We start from the raw sequence: 17,157 nt of genomic DNA on the forward strand, positions 1-17,157 counted from the left end.
CGTCAACCTTCTATCTCATAAACTGTCTGCAACGAGTCGTTTGAACCATGTTCGACCGAAGCAGGAAGGAAGCGCCGCTCATGCCCATCCCCGAAGACCTCGCCGCAATCGCTCGCCAGGAAGCCGAGCTCCACTTCTCCGCCTTCGACTACGACACAGCCTGGCGTCTCGGCCAAAGCCTCCGCGATCTCGCCGTCTCCCGCAATCATTCCCTCGTCATCGATATTCGCCGCTTCGGCCAGCCTCACCAGCCGCTCTTCTACGCAGCCCTCGCCGGCACCACGCCGGATAACCCCCGCTGGGTGCAGCGCAAATCCAACGTCGTCGCGCGCTTCCATCGCAGCTCCTACGCCATCGGCCTCGCACTCGAGCAGAGCAACCGCACCTTTAGCGAACGCTACAACCTCCCCGACGCCGACTATGCCGCCCACGGAGGCAGCTTCCCGCTCCACGTCACCGGCGCAGGCGTCATCGGCTGCATCACCGTCTCCGGCCTGCCGCAGCGCGAAGACCACAACCTCGTCGTCGAAGCACTCTGCCTCGAACTCAAGCAAAACCACGACTCCCTGCGCCTTGCATAACCAGACCCTGCCGCGCTGCATTCCGCCAACAGCTGCAATGCTCTAATAAAAGTTCGTCCGCGAAGCAGCGGCACGGACGGGAGCATCGAAGCCATGTCGGATCGGTCTTACGCCATCACCCGGACACTCTCCTCCGTGTTCCTCGTGGGGTGCCTTCTTCTATTCGTCATCCGCACCTGGCACTGGCCTCTCATGGGCGACGCCGCCCTCATGCACTACGTCGTCTTCCTCATGGATCACGGCATGGCCCCCTATCGCGACATCGTCGATCCCAACATGCCCACGACGCTCCTGATCGAACGCGCCGTGATGCACCTCTTCGGCGGCAACTCGCTCACCTGGCGACTCTTCGACCTTGCGCTCCTGGCCCTCTCTGCAATCGCCATGTTCGTCATCTGCAAGCCCTACAGCCGCTTCGCCGCCCTCTTCGCCTCGTCCCTCTTCGCGCTGATCCACGGCCGCGACGGCCTGGTCGAACTAGGCCAACGCGACCTGACCATGACCGTCTGCCTGCTCATCGGCTATGCCTTTCTCTTCACAAGCCTCAGAACAGATCGCGCAGCGCACTCACCCAGCAAAACCATGCCATGGATGACCGCGCTCTTCGGATTCTTCTGCGGGGTCGCCACCACCACCAAGCCATCCGTCCTCCTCCTCCCCCCAACCGTTCTGCTTCTGGCCGCCATCACCCTCCGACGCAGACGACAACCATTTGCCTCGCACATCATCGCTGGGCTTATCGGCATGCTGACGCCCATCCTTCTGATCTTCGGTTGGCTCCAACACCAGCACATCACCGCCGACTTCCTCCGCACCCTCACCCAACTCCTCCCCTACTTCCTCCTGCTAGGCCCCCGCTCTTACCCTCATCTCATCCTCCACAGCATCTCCTCCGTCATACTTCCCGTCGTGCTGCTCTGGCTTCCCATCGTCATCCTCAAGAAAGACTGGATCACCCGGGAGCGCGCCGCCCTCCTCGTCGCCGTTCTCTTCGGACTGGCCTCGTTCTATCTCCAAAGGAAGGGCTTTCCCTATCACCGCTACCCCTCCGAAGCCTTTCTTCTCCTCCTCATCGCCATCGACTTCACCACCATCCTCAAAACCAAACCAGCCAACCGGCGACTTCGTTTCACCACAAATAACAAGCTTCTGCCGGGCCTCGCCATGGCAGGCATCGTAGTCAGCGTCTTGTTCATCGGAGTCGGCTCAACTGCCCACGCACTCTGGCAGGACTGGCACAACCAGGAGTTCGACACAATGCTCCGCGCCGACCTCAACCGATTGGGCGGCGCAAAACTTAACACCAGCGTGCAGTGTCTCGACATGGCCGACGGCTGCATCCCCACCCTCTACAACATGCGTCTCGTGCAATCCACCGGCTACCTTTACGACTGCTACATGCTCTCCGACCAACCCGGCGCCGAACGAGACCGATCCCGCGAAGCCTTCTGGCAGGCCATCACGAAGAATCCCCCCGCCGTCTTCGTCGTCTCAAGCAACGACTGCGACCCAGCCACCCAGCGCCCCGGCTACGCCTATCAAAAGATGAGCCGATGGCCCCAGTTCAACGACTACCTCAACGCCAACTACCACCTCGACGTCGAACAAATCCCCCCGCACATGGTCAACGCTGGCAGCAGCCCATCGAAGCCGCTAGGCTACAGAATCTACGTACGCAATAATCTCAAATAGCTTCCCCAGCCCCAGCTAGATACCCACGCACCCGCTCCATCGTATCCAGATAAAACGCGATGTTGTGCACGCTATTAAGCACCGCGCTCAACGGCTCTCCCGAAGCAAACAAATGCCGCAGATAAGCCCGCGTATAGCGCCGGCACACCATGCACCCGCACGTCGCATCGATCGGCCCCTGGTCTTCCGCAAACTCCTTCTTCTTAATATTCAGCCTGCCCTTAGACGTAAACAGCAGCCCATGCCGCCCCGCCCGCGTCGGCAACACGCAGTCCATCATGTCCACACCCATCCGCGCATACTCTTCAATCTCATCCGGATACCCCACCCCCATCACATACCGCGGCTTGTCCTTCGGCAGATGTTCCAGCGTCCGCGCAATCATCTCCCGCGTCACCTCCCGCGGCTCCCCCACGGCCAGGCCGCCGATCGCGTACCCCGGCAGATCCATCTCCACCAGCCGCTTCGCGCTCTCCTCTCTCAAATCCGCGTACATCCCACCCTGCACAATCCCGAACAGACTCTGTGTAGCGCCACCCAGCGCCTCAAACCACGGCACCCGATCCTTATGTAACTCAAAATGATCTTTTGACCGCTGCGCCCACGCATGTGTCAGCCCCATCGACTCCCGCGTCCTCTCCCACGTCGCCGGCGTCTCCACGCACTCGTCGAAGACCATCGCAATATCCGCCCCCAGCGCAATCTGCACATCCATCGAGTGCTCCGGCGAAAAGAAGTGCTTGCTCCCATCCAGGTGCGACCGAAACTCCACCCCCTCCGGCGTAATCTTCCGCAATTTGCTCAGGCTAAACACCTGGAACCCGCCCGAATCCGTCAGCATCGGCCGCTCCCAGCTCATAAACCGATGCACGCCGCCCATTCGCCGCACCAGCTCATGCCCCGGCCGCAGATACAGATGGTACGTATTCGCAAGGATGATCTGCGCCCCCTTCCCCCCCGCGCCAACCTCCTCCAGCAGACTCTGCGGCACCGCCTTCACACTCGCCGCCGTCCCCACCGGCATAAACACCGGAGTCTCCACCGCCCCATGCGGCAGCCTCAGCCGCCCCCTCCGCCCACCACCCTCTGCGGTCCGATCTACCTCAAATGAAAATCCCATTACTCCGATTGTAAGAGGCCCATCCACTTCGGCCTCAATGACGCACTGGCCGCCCCTTTGGAGAAGTAACACTCCATTAATTCATCCGGCATTCAACTTCAATTCACAAATCCAGTCACTTTCAGACCTAACAATAAGGAGCACCGCATCTCTACCAACTTTTGAGGCCTCAAAAATGATTCGGAAACTTCTCGCCCTCTCGTTGTCCACGACCCTTATCCTAAGCGGCTGCGGCCAGGGCACGGTCAGCACGCCTCCAGGCAACGGCAACGCCAACACCACCCCGCCGCCAACGCCGACCACAGCCCCGGCCGCCATTAAGCACGTCGTCGTCATCTTCGGCGAGAACATCTCCTTCGATCACTACTTCGGCACCTATCCCAACGCCGCGAACCTTCCCGGTGAAACGCCCTTCGCCCCAGCCACCGCCGCCACTGTAGCCGCTGCGACCCTCGCCGGAACCACCAGCCTTCCGGCCACACCGGCCAACATGGTCAACTACATCAGCACGCCGTCGCTGCTCACCGCGAACCCGAACCTGAACAGCGCCAACAACGTCGCCGGGATGAACTCGAACCCGTCGAATCCGTTTCGTCTAGCTCCTGCCCAGGCCGCCACAGCGGATCAGGACCATGCCTACAATCCCGAGCAGCTTGCGTTCGACAACGGCAAGATGGACCTCTTCCCGATCTCGGTCGGCACGCCGGACAGCTCCGCCCTTCCGTTGTTACCCAATCTGGCGGCGGTCACCAACGCCCCTCCGCAAGCTAACACCACTGCGCTGACCATGGGCTACTACGACGGCAACACCGTCACCGCCCTGTGGAACTACGCGCAGCATTACGCCGTCAACGACCACTCCTTCGGCACCACCTTCGGCCCCTCCACTCCTGGCGCCCTCAATCTCGCCTCCGGCCAGACCAACGGCGTCATCAACCCCACGGGTGCGGCCTCCGCAATCGTCGCCGACGGTCAGGGTGGCTTCACGGACATCAACGATGACGATCCCACCGGCGACATCTGCTCCTCCACCAGCGCCAACTTCAGCATGTCTGGCAAGAATATCGGCGATCTCCTCAATGCCGCCAAGATCACCTGGGGCTTCTTTGAGGGCGGCTTCGACCTCACCGTTACCAACTCCAACGGAACCACCGGATGCGGCCGCAACACCGCCGCAGTCAACATTCCCACCCACCCAACAAAGGCCGACTACATCCCGCACCACCAGCCCTTCCAGTACTACGCCAGCACAGCGAACCTGAACCACCTGCGTCCTACCGCAGCGATCGGGACCACCGACCAGGCCAACCACCAGTACGACATGCACGACTTTACCGACGCTCTCGCCGCCGGCAACATGCCAGCCGTCAGCTTCCTCAAGGCCCCCGGCTTCCAGGACGCCCACGCCGGCTACTCCGACCCCCTCGACGAGCAGACCTTCGTCGTCAACACCATCAACGCCATCGAGAAGTCGTCCTTCTGGTCCTCCACCGCCATCATCATCGCCTACGATGACTCCGACGGCTGGTACGATCACCTCACCGACATCGTCAATGGCTCCGCCAGCGTCTCCGATGCAGCCATCTGCACTGGCGCAGCCGCTGCCTCACTCCCCGGTCCCAACTCCAACGGCGCTCCCGTACAGGGGCGCTGCGGACACGGCCCCCGTATGCCGTTTCTGGTCATCTCCCCCTGGGCGAAGAAGAACTACATCGACAACACCCCCACCGACCAGGCCTCCATCCCTCGCTTCATCGAGGATGTCTTCCTGTCCAGCCAGCGAATCGGCGGCGGGTCCTTCGATGCCTCTGCTGGAGCACTCACCGGTATGTTCAACTTCACCAGTACGGTTGTTCCGAATCCCAACGTGGTCGTTCTCGACCCCACTACCGGCAAGGTCACCAGCGGCAACTAGCTGCCGTTTCACGAAACCGTCACATTCACCCGTTACGCTCAAAGGCACGCACTCCCCACGGAGTGCGTGCTTTCTTTTGCCCCGGAGAATCCACCCGTTGTCTGACCCGACCCATCCCCTGTCATCCCGCCGCCGCTTCCTCCAGCAGACCGCCGCCCTCAGCCTTCTCGGCCCCAGCGCTCTCGCCCAAATGGAGCACATGCAATCCGCAATGCCCGCGCACATGGCCCCCAACGCTCCCGACGCGAAACACCCCATGCTCCATGTCCTCGAGCTTCCCCCCTTCGTCGACCCCCTCCCCGTCCCATCCGTCGCCATGGGTACCCCCTCTCCGCGCAAACTCCGCATCACCATGCGTGAGATCCAGTCCAAAATCCACCGCGACGTCCCCCCCACCCGCATGTGGAGCTACGGTCCAACCCCGCTCGGCCCCGTCATCGAAGCCCGCTCCAACCAGCCCGTCGAAATCACCTGGGTCAACAATCTCCCCTCCAAACACTTTCTCCCCGTGGACTTCAGCCTCCACGGCAGCGGACGCGACCTGCCCGAGGTCCGTACCGTCGCCCACCTCCACGGTGCCAAGGTTCCCACGCGCTACGATGGCTACCCTACCGACTGGTTTCCCTCCGGCCAATCCAAAACCTGCCACTACCCGCTTCAGCAGGAGTCCGCCACCCTCTGGTATCACGACCACGCCATGGGTCTCAATCGCCTCAACACCTACGCCGGCCTCACCGGTCTCTTCCTCATCCGCGACCAGGTCGAGGACGCCCTCAACCTCCCATCCGGCCCCTTTGAAATCCCCCTCACCCTCTGCGACCGCAACTTCACCACCGACGGCCAGCTCTTCTACGCCACCTCGGGCGACCCCGACCACCCCTGGATCCCCGAGTTCACTGCCGACGGCATCCTCATCAACAGCAAGCTTCGCCCGTTCTTCAACGTAGAACCCCGCCTCTACCGCTTTCGCGTCCTCAACTGCTCCAACAGCCGCTTCTTCGGCCTCGCCCTCGACAACCACCAGCCCATGATCCAGATCGGCAGCGACCAGGGTCTTCTCGCCACACCCGTAGAGCAGAAGTTCTTCGCGCTCGCTCCCGCCGAACGCGCCGATCTCCTCATCGACTTCAGCCACCTCGCCGGCCAGACCATTCACTTACGCACCGGAGCCTTCGACATCCTCCAGTTCCGCGTGGCGAATCAGACCTCCACCATGCCTCTTCACTCCATCCCCAAAACCCTCCGCACCCTCCCCCGCACCCCCGAGTCCTCCGCCACTCTCACCCGTACCATCACCCTCAACGAGCACCAGGACCGCCTCCAGAACCCGATGGTCATGCTCATCAACAACAAGCACTGGCACGAGCCCACCACCGAGTTCCCCAAACTCAACACCACCGAGATCTGGGAGTTCGTCAACCAGACCGAAGACACCCACCCCATGCACATCCATCTCGTGCGTTTCCAGATTCTCGACCGCCGCACCTTCGACCAGTTCGAACTGATGACCAAGAAAAACCTACGCTTCCGCGGCCCCGTCGAAGCCCCCGCCCCCAACGAGATGGGCTGGAAGGACACCATCCAGTGCCCCGCAGGACAGGTGACCCGCGTCATCATCCGCTTCGAAGGCTACCCCGGCAAATATCTCTACCACTGCCACATCCTCGAGCACGAAGCCAACGACATGATGCGTCCCTTCGAAGTCATCGCCTGATTTCTTCGAAAAGATATGCCCTGCCAGACGGACTCCCTGCGCGGGAAGGTCACTTCGTGACGTATACCGCTTCGCCAGGCGCTCCCGATGGTCGCGAATCTAAATCTCATCCCGACCAACGGGAGGACCACGCAAAGCTCTAAAAAGGCGTGCAAACGCCCGCCCTCCGCGCAGGAGGCCCGTCCGGCAGGACACCGTCTTTCCCATGCAAGCGAATCGGAGTAATCTACCTCCAAGGAGATCGCGCCATGCTAAGGAGAGACTTCCTTCGCCGCACGACCCGCACCCTCGCGGCCACGCTTCTCACCCGCACCGCCATCGCCCGCGCCGCCCTGCTCGAACCGGATCCCCTCCCGCAAAAGTTCCACGCGCAAGACGAGGTAGTCCTTGGAAACACCGGCATCCGCACCAGCCGCCTCGCCATGGGAACAGGCACCATAGGCTACGGCGGCTCCTCAAACCAGACCCGTCTCGGCGACTCACCCTTCACCAAACTGCTCCTCGACGGCTACCACGACAACGGCCTCCGCTTCTTCGACTCCGCCGACTCCTACGGCAGCCACCCTTACGTCGCAGAGGCCCTCAAGCACATCCCCCGCGACAAAGTCACCGTCCTCACCAAGACCGACACCCGCGACGCAGCCGGCGTTCGCGCCGATCTCGACCGCTTCCGCAAAGAGCTAGGCGTCGACTACATCGACATCGTCCTCATCCACTGCGTCACTGAAGCCGACTGGACCACTCGCTATCGCGGCATCATGGACGTCCTCTCCGAAGCCAAACAGAAGGGCACCATCCGCGCCCACGGAGTCTCCTGCCACAGCCTACCCGCGCTGAAGGCCGCAGCCGCCTCGCCTTGGGTCGAAGTCGATCTCGTCCGTCTCAACCCCATCGGCTCCCACATGGACGCCGACCCCGCCACCGTAATCAGCGTCATCAAACAGATGCGCGCCCAAGGGAAGGGAATCGTCGGCATGAAGATCCTCGGCCAGGGCGATCTCCGCGACAAACCAGCCGAGGCCATCCGCTACGCGCTAAGCACCGGAGTCCTCGATGCCTTCACCATCGGCGCTGAATCCCAAAGAGAGCAGAACAATCTCATCCAGCGCGTAGCCGCAGCCTGAAGGACGTATCATTCCGACCAACGGGAGGACCAGGCGAAGCGGTACACAAGTCACGAAGTGACCGCACTCCGCGCAGGAGGCCCGTCCGGCAGGACGCTACCGCTCCAGCATCTCCACCGCCTGCGCAACGCTCATATCCGCCGGCATCTGTCTAAATTCACTGTGAACCAGATGCTCACTCCTGCTGATTTCTTTGAACAGCAGCGCCTTCCCCTCGATCGCAGTATTAACCGTTGCGTCCTTCCAATCGCCGCCCGGCTCCATCTCATGCGTCGTACTAAAGCTGCTGCCCGCGTGCACCGTACCCAGCAGGCCATAACCCAGACTTACATCTGCAGGCATCTTTCCTTCGATCCGGTGTAACTGCATGGTTCGCTGATCCACCACGACCGTACCCCACATCGCATGCAGCACACGCTCCTCGAGCGACTGCGTCTTATACGCAGGATCAGGTCGAAACACAATCTGCAGATCGCTCCCTTCCACGCGCGGATCTTCAAAAAGAAATGCCTTCCTCAGCAGTGCCAGCATCTGCTCCGCGTGCTCTTCGTCACTCTTCATCGCCTGCTCCCGCCTCTGAAAAACCTCGGGATGCGCAACGATCTGCGCGAGCCGTTCTCTCTCCGCAGCCGCACGCTCCGCACTCAACGGCTTGCCATCTTCGGCCAGCAGCAGCCTCACCTTGCCCAGCGACGTCTCCACCACGCGCTCCTGCCACAGATGTCCACCCGTACGCTCCGACCGCTCCTCCGACAGATACATGTATCGATTGCCGTGCTCTGCCGGATCATTCTCATGGGTCAGCATCGTGTCGACAATCTGCTTCGCCGTACTCGAACTTTGAGCGCGCAAACCTGCGCCCAGCAGGCAAATCAGCACCGTCACCCTTGTCGCAAACCGCATTGACCCTCGATCCTTGTCTCGTCAGCAGAAATCACCGTTCCGCCAACACCCAGTAAAGCATGCCCTCAGCAAAACCCCACTACATTCCCGCGACTTCCCGTACGATGCGCCGCAGGACTCGCACGCCACACCTTAACGCCGAAATATCCAAGAAAGAGCCATAAAACTCACGTAGACTGCCATCAATCGCATGGCCGAATCACCACAAAACTCGTCGCAACCGATCACGACGCCCGAGTCCGTGGCGCCGGATCCAATGATGACCGAGCCCGAAATCGTCAGCCCCATCGAACCCGATATCCCCCTCACTCCAAACCCACCCCCAGGCCGCCGCGCCGCCGCCACCTTCATCTTCTTCACCGTCACCCTCGACATGCTCGCCCTCGGCATGATCGCCCCCGTCCTCCCCCGCCTCATCGAAGGCTTTCTCCACGGCGACACCTCCTCAGCCGCCCGCATGCTCGGCCTCTTCGGAACCGTATTCGCCGCCATGCAGTTCTTCTTCTCCCCCATCCTCGGCTCACTCTCCGACCGCTTCGGCCGCCGACCCGTCGTTCTTCTCTCCAACTTCGGCCTCGGCCTCGACTACATCCTCATGGCCTGGGCTCCCGCGCTCGGCTGGCTCTTCGTAGGCCGCGTCATCTCCGGACTCACCGCCTCCAGCATCCCCACCGCCATGGCCTACATGGCCGACGTCACCCCACGCGAGCGCCGCGCCGCAGCTTTCGGCATGTTGAACGCCGCATTCGGCATCGGCTTCGTACTCGGCCCCGCAATGGGCGGACTCTTGGGCAACATTAACCCACGCCTGCCATTCTGGGTTGCAGGCCTCCTCAGCCTCATCAACGGACTCTACGGCCTCTTCGTCCTTCCCGAGTCTCTCTCCCTCGCAAATCGAAGCCCCTTCTCCTGGGCACGCGCCAACCCCGTCGGCTCCCTCAACCTCTTAAAACGCGGCGGTATGCTCGCCATCTCCGGCGTCCTTCTCCTCGGCTACATCGCCCAGCAGTCGCTCATGAACGTCTACGTCATCTACGCCGACTATCGCTACCACTGGACCGACCGCACCGTCGGCTTCTCCCTCGCCACCATCGGCATCTTCACCGCCATCTACGGCGCTCTCCTGGTGAAGCGTGTGGTCGCAAAGTTCGGCGAGCGCGGTGCCATGACTCTCGGCCTCATCGGCGGAGCCATCGGCTACTCCATGTTCGGCTTCTCAAAGACCGGCCTCATCTTCTGGCTCGGCATCCCGGTGCTCAACCTCATGTCCTTCACCTGGCCCTCCGCTCAGAGCGTCCTCTCCCGCAAAACCAGCCCCTCCGAACAAGGCCAGCTGCAAGGCGCCATCAACAGCCTGCGCGGTATCGCAGGCCTCATCGGCCCCGGCTTCTTCACCTACATCTTCAGCCAGTCCATCGGAGCCCACGCCATCGTCCGCATCCCCGGCACACCCTTCTACGTCGCCGCCTCCATGCTTCTCATCGGCCTCATCCTCGCCCAATACGCTACGCGCCACTCCCAACCTGCCAGCTGAATTCATCGGCAGCGGCGCCAAATTCTGACGCTCTCACTGAGTGGGCGAGTTTGCGTCCGCCTCCACGTCTATTTCGATCTCGACGTCCGTCGTCATTAACCCGCCCAGTTCCTCGAGATTATCGCGCGCCCCCATGCCGAAATCGGCGCGCTTCAGCCCCGCGGACCCATGGAACGCCATGCGCGCCGGCCTGCCAGGCTTCACATCAGAAAACGCCCCATTGAAGGTGAATGTCAGCGGCACCACCCTGGTCACGCCGTGCATGGTCAGCGAGCCGTCCATCATCCAGGAGCCTCCAGCCACACGGCGAATGCCGCGACCGTGGTAGGTCATCGTCGGGAATCTCTTCACATCAAAGTAGACGGGGCTGCGAAGGTCCTCGTCGCGCTCGCTGATCTGCGTATTGATGCTGGAGACGTCGATCGCGACGTCGACACTGCAGGCGGCCAGGTCCTGCGATGCTGTAATGGTTCCCGCAACCTTGTCGAACCTGCCCCGCACCAGCCCGACCACATGGTGACGAGCACCAAAGTACGCGAAACTATGGTCCGGATCGATCTTGTATGTCCCTGGAGCGGGGAGCGCCTGCGCCACCGCAATCTTCTGGGCAGGTTGAGCGGAAGGATCTGCCGCAGCAACCTTGGTCGAAGGCGCCACGCAAATGGTAAAAAGCAACACGCCCATTGCGAATAAATTGAACAGTCTCTTGAAGATCATCTTTTCTCCATACTTGTTTGTCTGCAATTCGGGATGCAGTTGTACGGTACCCGGATGAGAGCCGGAAAGTCCTGAGCTCAGTCTGAAACACCCTGAATACTTCTGAAATGGAGTTGAACGGCGGTAGCACAAGTAGGTAGCGCTGCTGGGCTCAACCCCGGCCCGAACGCAGCCAGCATCTCCTCGCGATGTTGTTACAATCAGCGAGCCCGCTTTTCCGCTTAGAACAAAGGACAATCACCAGTCCTGCATGGAACGCCCGACTATGACAATGCTTCGCATCGGCGATTGGTCCGTCAATCCAGCATCCAGCCAGATTTCACGAGATGGAGAAACCGCTCGCGTAGAGGTGCGGACGATGCGGCTGCTGCTGTGCCTCGCCGAGCACGCCGGCAAGGTCGTCAGCATCGATGACCTGCTCAACCAGGTCTGGCCTGAAGTCACCGTCTCACCAGACTCCGTCTACCAGGCTGTGGCATCCCTCCTCCGTCTGCTCGGCGACGACCCCAAAGAGCCCACTTACATCGCGACAGTCCCGCGGCTAGGATACCGGATGGTAGCGACGGTCAGTCCCTGGGCCAATGAGACCGATGAACCCATCGCCCAATCCACCGCACAGCCGGGTTCTTCATTGTCTTCAAACGGCGAACAACCGCCCCCGATCACCACCGATGCGCCGCCCCCAAGCCCACGCTCCAGAGTCGGCTTCGCGTGGGCTGCCGGCGCGGCACTTTGCCTCGCACTCATCGGTGCCTTCCTGTTCCACAACAAGATCGCGAACAACCATCACGCAGCACCACCTGCCATTCTTCCGCGGCCACAGAAATCCATCGCCGTGCTGCCGTTTCTCGACCTGACCGAGGGGATGAAAGAGGAGGAGTTCGCCGACGGCATGACCGAGGAGCTGATCGACAAACTCAGCAAGATCCCAGACCTTCAGGTGCCTGCCCCCACGGCCTCGTTCTACTTCAAGGGCAAGCAGATATCTGTCACCGATATCGCAAAGACGCTCGGTGTCGCTTATGTGCTCGATGGGAGCGTGCGCAAGTCGGGCGCCAGGCTGCGAGTAGCCGCACGATTGGTTCGTGCAGACAATGGATACGTTGTCTGGTCTGAAACCTACGATCGGCCATTCGACGACATCCTAATGGTCCAGGACGATATCGCCGGAGAAGTAACGAAAGCACTGAGGGCATCCACGGAATTTAAAGCACGATAGTTCGGTTTGTCAGTAACTCGGAAACCGTCCCCGGCAGCTCTCGTCAAATAACCAGTCTCACTTCGCCGCTTTCTTCCCCGGCATCTTCAGCGACTTCACCAGCTGCTTCCAATCCACCTCTGTCTGATCCGCGTACGCCTCCGCAAACGCACCTACTGCCTCATCAAACCGCGCCGAAGTCCCCACGTAGCCCGCCACCATCGCGCTATCCCCAGCCCGCGCATGCCCCCTCGCCAGCATCTCGCCGCATACCCCCGCATACTCCAGCAACCCGGCGGCCTTCAGATCCTCCAGCTGAATCGAAGCCTTGTGGTCGTTCAACTGCCTCACCAGGTAGTCTCTGCCCTCCATCGTCGTCCATCCCAGAAACGGATCGGACTGCAGCTGCATCGCACGCTCTCCATTCACCACACGCTGTCCCTGATGCTGCTTTCCTCTCCTTCCCTTCAGAGCTCCGGCGACGTAAGGCGCATATCCCGAAGCAACCTCCTCCTTGATCTGCAGAAACAGAGGATCCTTCACCCCATTTCCCTCCATCAACACCACGTAGTCCCGCAGCCCCACCGACCCCGTCCCCACCACCTTGAACGCCACATCCATCGGCCGGTACTGCGCCAGAAAATGCCTGCGCTCCGGCTGCAGACTCTCCGCATAGATCGCGAGCGATCCAACCACCTGCTCCGCCAGCGCTCCCGTCACCCGCTTTAGGTTCGGCGGAATCGTCCGAAACACCCGCTGCGGCCGCTCCGAACTCTTCGCCGCACCCTTCACCGTCTTGACGCCCTTCTTCTTCACCACCGAAGGCCGCCCTTCCACCTCCGTCAACGTCAGCAGCGTATGCATCGGCGTAGCCCTCTCCGCCATCCGCAAAATCCCCGCCACCGGCGACACATTTCCCAGCCGATGCACCTGGTACTTCGCCACCTCCAGCACCGGCATTCGCGCAAACGAGTGCATCATCGTCCGGTACCGCTCCAGAAACACCGCCGCGGCCTCCCTGCAATGCAGATTCTTCGCGCCCGCCGCACGCCCCGCCAGCACCAGGCTCGTCGCCATCCGTTTCACATCCCACTCAAACGGCGCAACAATCGTCTCGTCGAAATCATTAATATCGAACACCAGCCGCCCATCTGGTGCCGCAAACGCGCCCAGGTTCCTCACATGCGCGTCGCCGCACAGCTGATTGCAGATGCCCGTATTACCCACCAGCGACAGGTCATACGCCATCACCGGCACCGCCCCGCGAAAGTACCCAAACGGCGACGCCGCCATCAACTCGTTCTTCAGCGCCACCAACGTCGGCACCCGTCCCCGCGTCGACACCTCCAGCAGCTTCAGTGGACTCTCCCGCCGCTGCTTCGCCGTCCACGTCTTATGGTGCAGCCGCTTCATCTGCTTCCGCCGCTCCCGTCCGAAGGCATAGCGTTCCCTCGCGCTCACCAGCTGCGTCTTGTCCATCGATCCTCCTCCAACAAATCTGCAAACAAGAGTTTAGCCTACGCGCGACGCAATAAACCCCCGCCCCTCAGCACGCTTGATGTATTCTTGCCCGCATAAGCGCAGAGCATTCATCAGGTCCCACGAGGTCTTACAACTCCCATGTCCCGCGCTCGCACTACCGAGATCCCCAGGGTTGAGCCTCTCCTCGTGCTCGCCGTCATCGTCCTCATCCTCTACTTCGCGCGCGAGCTCCTCATCCCCCTCACCTTCGCGCTCACCCTGTCGTTCCTGCTCGCCCCCGCCGTCAGCCGCCTGGAAACCCGCCGAGTTCCACGCGTTCTCGCCGTCGCCCTCATCGGCATCCTCGCCTTCCTCAGCATCTTCAGCATCGGCTACGTCGTCGCCCGCCAGCTGCTCAACGTAGCCCGCACCCTCCCCGCCTACCGCCTCAACATCCAGCAGAAGATGGCCACCGTCCACTCTCCCGCCGAACAGTCCCTCGAAAAGGCCTTCACCGCCGTAGAAGACATCAGCGGCGACATCACCCCCTCATCGCCCACGCCCCTCGCGCAATCCCCCGTACAAGTTCAGCCCGTCCGCGTCATCGACCCCGACCGCACCCAGCTCCAAACCACCACCGAGCTGCTCATGCGCTTCCTTCGTCCCATCGGAACCGTCGGTGTCGTCATCGTCTTCACCATCTACCTCCTCATGAAGCGCGAGGACCTCCGACACCGCATCCTCCTGCTCGCCGGCATGGGCCGCATCAACCTCATGACCCAGGCCCTGCAAGAGGCCGCCACCCGCATCAGCCAATACCTCCTCTTTCAACTCGCCGTCAACGCAGCCTACGGTTTCCTCTTCGGCGGAGGCCTCTACCTCATCGGCGTACCCAACGCTTTCCTATGGGGAGTTCTCGCTGGCATCCTCCGCATCGTCCCTTACGTCGGAACCGCCACCAGCCTCGCCCTTCCCCTCATCGTCTCCGTCGCCATCTCCACTACCTGGTGGCCGCCCATCCTCATCCTCTGCCTCTTCCTCGCGCTCGAGCTCACCGCCACCAACTTCGTCGAGCCCTGGCTCTACAGCACCCGCACCGGCATCTCATCCCTCGCACTCCTCGCCATGGCCATCTTCTGGGCGCTCCTCTGGGGATGGCCCGGCCTCATCCTCTCCACGCCCCTCACCGTCTGCATCGTCGTCATGGGCCGGCACGTCCCCCAGCTGTCCTTCCTCCACACCCTCCTCGGCACCGACGCCGAGCTCTCTGCCGAGGCCCTCTTCTACGAGCGCCTCCTCGCCATGGATCAGCGCGAAGCCCGCGCCGTCGCCAACCGCTTCCTCGACGGCAAGCCCCTCGTCGAGCTCTACGACTCCGTCCTCATTCCCGCTCTCGCCCTCGTCGAGCAGGACCGCCACCAAGGCAACCTCGACGACAAGCGCTCAGACTTCTTCTTCCTCACCATCGGCGAAATCGTCGCCGAACTCACCGACTACCACCAGAAAGAGCCTGCGAACGCCACCCCCGCGACCGCACCACGCCTCTCACGCACCATCGAAAAAGAGTTCGCCGTCATCTGCATCTCCGTCAGCGACCAGGCCGACGAGCTCACCACCCTCATGCTCGTCCAGCTCATGGAACGAGCCTCCCATCAAACCCTCCTGCTCTCCGCTGCCTCCGTCTCCAGCGAGATCCTCGACTCCCTCGCCTCCGAGCCCGACACCGTCGTCTTCATCTCAGCCCTTCCACCCTTCGCCTTCTCGCAAGCCCGGGCCATCTGCCAGCGCGTCCGCTCTCATCTTCCCAACAACCGCATCGTCGTCGGACTCTGGAACTCTGCCAACGACCCCGACCAGACCGCCGAACAATCCATCGAACGCTTCGGCAGCGGCAAACCCAACGTAGTGGTCAACTCCCTCGCCCAAGCCCTTCACCAGATCACCCACTGGCACCACCAACACCACAGCCAATACATGCGCTTCTAAAAAACCTCGTACCTCCCACAGTTGCAAAGCCGCTGCCACTGCTATTGCTTTTGCCGTTGCCGTTGCCGCCGCTGTTGCCGTTGCCGGTTTTTTTGTTGTCATTCCGCAGCGCAGCGGAGGAATCTGCTGTTGCCTTTCGTTGTGAAAAAAGAAAACTCGCGAATCCTTCCAACACAAAGAAAAAGGACCAGACACCCTCGCCTGGTCCTCATCATTCAAGCAAATAACTCCTTAGTTAACCACCAGCCGCTGCCGCTCCACACCATCCAGAGCAACCCAGAGCGCCTTCGCCGCCCGCTCTCCAGCCGCCAGCACCGCCTCTTCGTCCTCAGGCGAGCCCGCAAGTTGCTTATCAATCAACTCCCGCCAAACACTCGCATGAGCAACGTCAGCCGTCTGGTGCAGCGTAAAGTACCGCGCCGCCGCACCCTCGGTCCCATAGTGCTCCGCAAGCCCCTCCGCCTTGGTCGTAGCGATTGCAGGCACCTTCGACTCATACGCATACAGCGCCGCCATCGCAGCCGAAGCCCTCTCCTCCTGCATCAGCTCGCGGAACGTAGCCATCAGCGCTGTCATCTCCGGCTGAACCGCGCGCCCCTCAACCTCATCGCGAGTCGCACCCATACCGGCAGCAAAGTCCATCCACAAATCGCTATGCGGACGAGCTGTAGCCGCATCCACGCCCTCTTCCTCCGCCAGATTGCGCAGAACCTCACGCCGCATCTCCCCATCCGGCAGCCGCGAGTGCAGCGCACTCAGATAAGTCGGAAACGCCGACACATGATGCCAGTACTCCGCCGCATACTCCCGCAGATCCTCACGCGTCAGCTCACCCTTCGACCACGCCTGATAAAACGGGTGCTGCAACAAATTGAACGGAGCAACACGCTCCTCGAAACGGCTCCAGAACCCAGCACTCCCAAACTCGATCGCAGACATAATCAAAGCTCCATTCAAAAATTTGCAAGCGAGCAGAACCGCCCGCGAGGATTCTCAGAGTGTACCCCGGCATACCCCCGGCACAAAGTCCGTCCCCCACACGATGGATAGAAAAACCATCCTTTGAGTTGAAGACAGCACCCGCGTGGGCGCATAAACTCCCTCGTGACCAGGGTATACGAATCTCTTCGCAGCCAGGCTTCGCAGTCACACGATGACCGCTAAGCTCCGCAAGAAGTCGTGCGTATGCTTTCCTCTCACGACACGGAGAAC

Annotated in this window: 13 protein-coding genes; 8 read left to right on the forward strand and 5 right to left on the reverse strand. The window is 61.5% G+C overall.

Annotation, left to right across the window (positions count from 1 at the left end; translation table 11 throughout):
* The first annotated feature begins 80 nt into the window (after positions 1-80).
* Together HDF12_RS01125 and HDF12_RS01130 are read left to right on the forward strand one after the other, a co-directional pair.
* Positions 81-581 (forward strand): heme-degrading domain-containing protein, encoded by a 501-nt coding sequence (locus HDF12_RS01125; RefSeq protein ID WP_179580554.1) that lies wholly within the window; start codon positions 81-83, stop codon positions 579-581.
* 93 nt (positions 582-674) lie between these two features.
* Positions 675-2,273 (forward strand): glycosyltransferase family 39 protein, encoded by a 1,599-nt coding sequence (locus tag HDF12_RS01130; protein WP_179580556.1) that lies wholly within the window; start codon positions 675-677, stop codon positions 2,271-2,273.
* Here the strand turns inward: HDF12_RS01130 and tgt are convergent.
* Positions 2,266-3,393, reverse strand: coding sequence for a tRNA guanosine(34) transglycosylase Tgt (gene tgt / locus HDF12_RS01135; protein WP_179580558.1), 1,128 nt, complete (start codon positions 3,391-3,393; stop codon positions 2,266-2,268). The genes HDF12_RS01130 and tgt overlap by 8 nt on opposite strands.
* Before the next feature lie 175 nt (positions 3,394-3,568).
* On the opposite strand from tgt, the gene HDF12_RS01140 reads away from it, so the two are divergent.
* The 3 genes from HDF12_RS01140 to HDF12_RS01150 all read left to right on the forward strand — a co-directional run bounded on the left by HDF12_RS01140 (position 3,569) and on the right by HDF12_RS01150 (position 8,146).
* Complete coding sequence (locus HDF12_RS01140; protein ID WP_179580560.1) at positions 3,569-5,308, forward strand: phospholipase C; 1,740 nt, start codon at positions 3,569-3,571, stop codon at positions 5,306-5,308.
* A gap of 97 nt (positions 5,309-5,405) precedes the next feature.
* Entirely contained in the window at positions 5,406-7,022 is a 1,617-nt protein-coding gene (locus HDF12_RS01145; RefSeq protein WP_257025293.1) for a multicopper oxidase family protein, read from the forward strand.
* 248 nt (positions 7,023-7,270) lie between these two features.
* A complete protein-coding gene (locus tag HDF12_RS01150) occupies positions 7,271-8,146 on the forward strand; it encodes an aldo/keto reductase (protein WP_179580562.1) in 876 nt (291 codons plus the stop codon).
* A gap of 96 nt (positions 8,147-8,242) precedes the next feature.
* Here HDF12_RS01150 and HDF12_RS01155 read toward each other — a convergent pair whose 3' ends face one another.
* Entirely contained in the window at positions 8,243-9,049 is an 807-nt protein-coding gene (locus HDF12_RS01155) for a hypothetical protein (protein WP_179580563.1), read from the reverse strand.
* 256 nt (positions 9,050-9,305) lie between these two features.
* Here HDF12_RS01155 and HDF12_RS01160 point away from each other — a divergent pair, with 256 nt between their 5' ends.
* Positions 9,306-10,583 (forward strand): TCR/Tet family MFS transporter, encoded by a 1,278-nt coding sequence (locus tag HDF12_RS01160; RefSeq protein ID WP_257025294.1) that lies wholly within the window; start codon positions 9,306-9,308, stop codon positions 10,581-10,583.
* A 33-nt stretch (positions 10,584-10,616) separates the two neighbouring features.
* Here HDF12_RS01160 and HDF12_RS01165 read toward each other — a convergent pair whose 3' ends face one another.
* The gene (locus HDF12_RS01165) at positions 10,617-11,300 is read right to left on the reverse strand and encodes a YceI family protein (RefSeq protein ID WP_179580566.1); all 684 of its coding nucleotides are present in this window, start codon (positions 11,298-11,300) and stop codon (positions 10,617-10,619) included.
* A gap of 265 nt (positions 11,301-11,565) precedes the next feature.
* Here HDF12_RS01165 and HDF12_RS01170 point away from each other — a divergent pair, with 265 nt between their 5' ends.
* A complete protein-coding gene (locus tag HDF12_RS01170; RefSeq protein ID WP_257025295.1) occupies positions 11,566-12,519 on the forward strand; it encodes a winged helix-turn-helix domain-containing protein in 954 nt (317 codons plus the stop codon).
* Positions 12,520-12,576: 57 nt separating this feature from the next.
* Here the strand turns inward: HDF12_RS01170 and HDF12_RS01175 are convergent, their stop codons facing one another.
* Positions 12,577-13,977 carry a DUF2252 domain-containing protein gene (locus tag HDF12_RS01175; RefSeq protein WP_179580568.1) on the reverse strand — a complete coding sequence of 467 codons (1,401 nt, stop codon included), beginning with the start codon at positions 13,975-13,977 and terminating at the stop codon, positions 12,577-12,579.
* A 141-nt stretch (positions 13,978-14,118) separates the two neighbouring features.
* Here HDF12_RS01175 and HDF12_RS01180 point away from each other — a divergent pair, with 141 nt between their 5' ends.
* A complete protein-coding gene (locus tag HDF12_RS01180; protein WP_179580570.1) occupies positions 14,119-15,945 on the forward strand; it encodes an AI-2E family transporter in 1,827 nt (608 codons plus the stop codon).
* 231 nt (positions 15,946-16,176) lie between these two features.
* On the opposite strand, the gene HDF12_RS01185 is transcribed toward HDF12_RS01180, so the two are convergent.
* Positions 16,177-16,884: a CADD family putative folate metabolism protein gene (locus tag HDF12_RS01185; RefSeq protein ID WP_179580572.1), complete on the reverse strand. Its 708-nt coding sequence runs from the start codon at positions 16,882-16,884 to the stop codon at positions 16,177-16,179.
* Positions 16,885-17,157: the final 273 nt, after the last annotated feature.

It is taken from the genome of Tunturiibacter gelidiferens, from assembly GCF_013410115.1.
Taxonomy (GTDB): Bacteria; Acidobacteriota; Terriglobia; order Terriglobales; family Acidobacteriaceae; genus Edaphobacter; species Edaphobacter gelidiferens.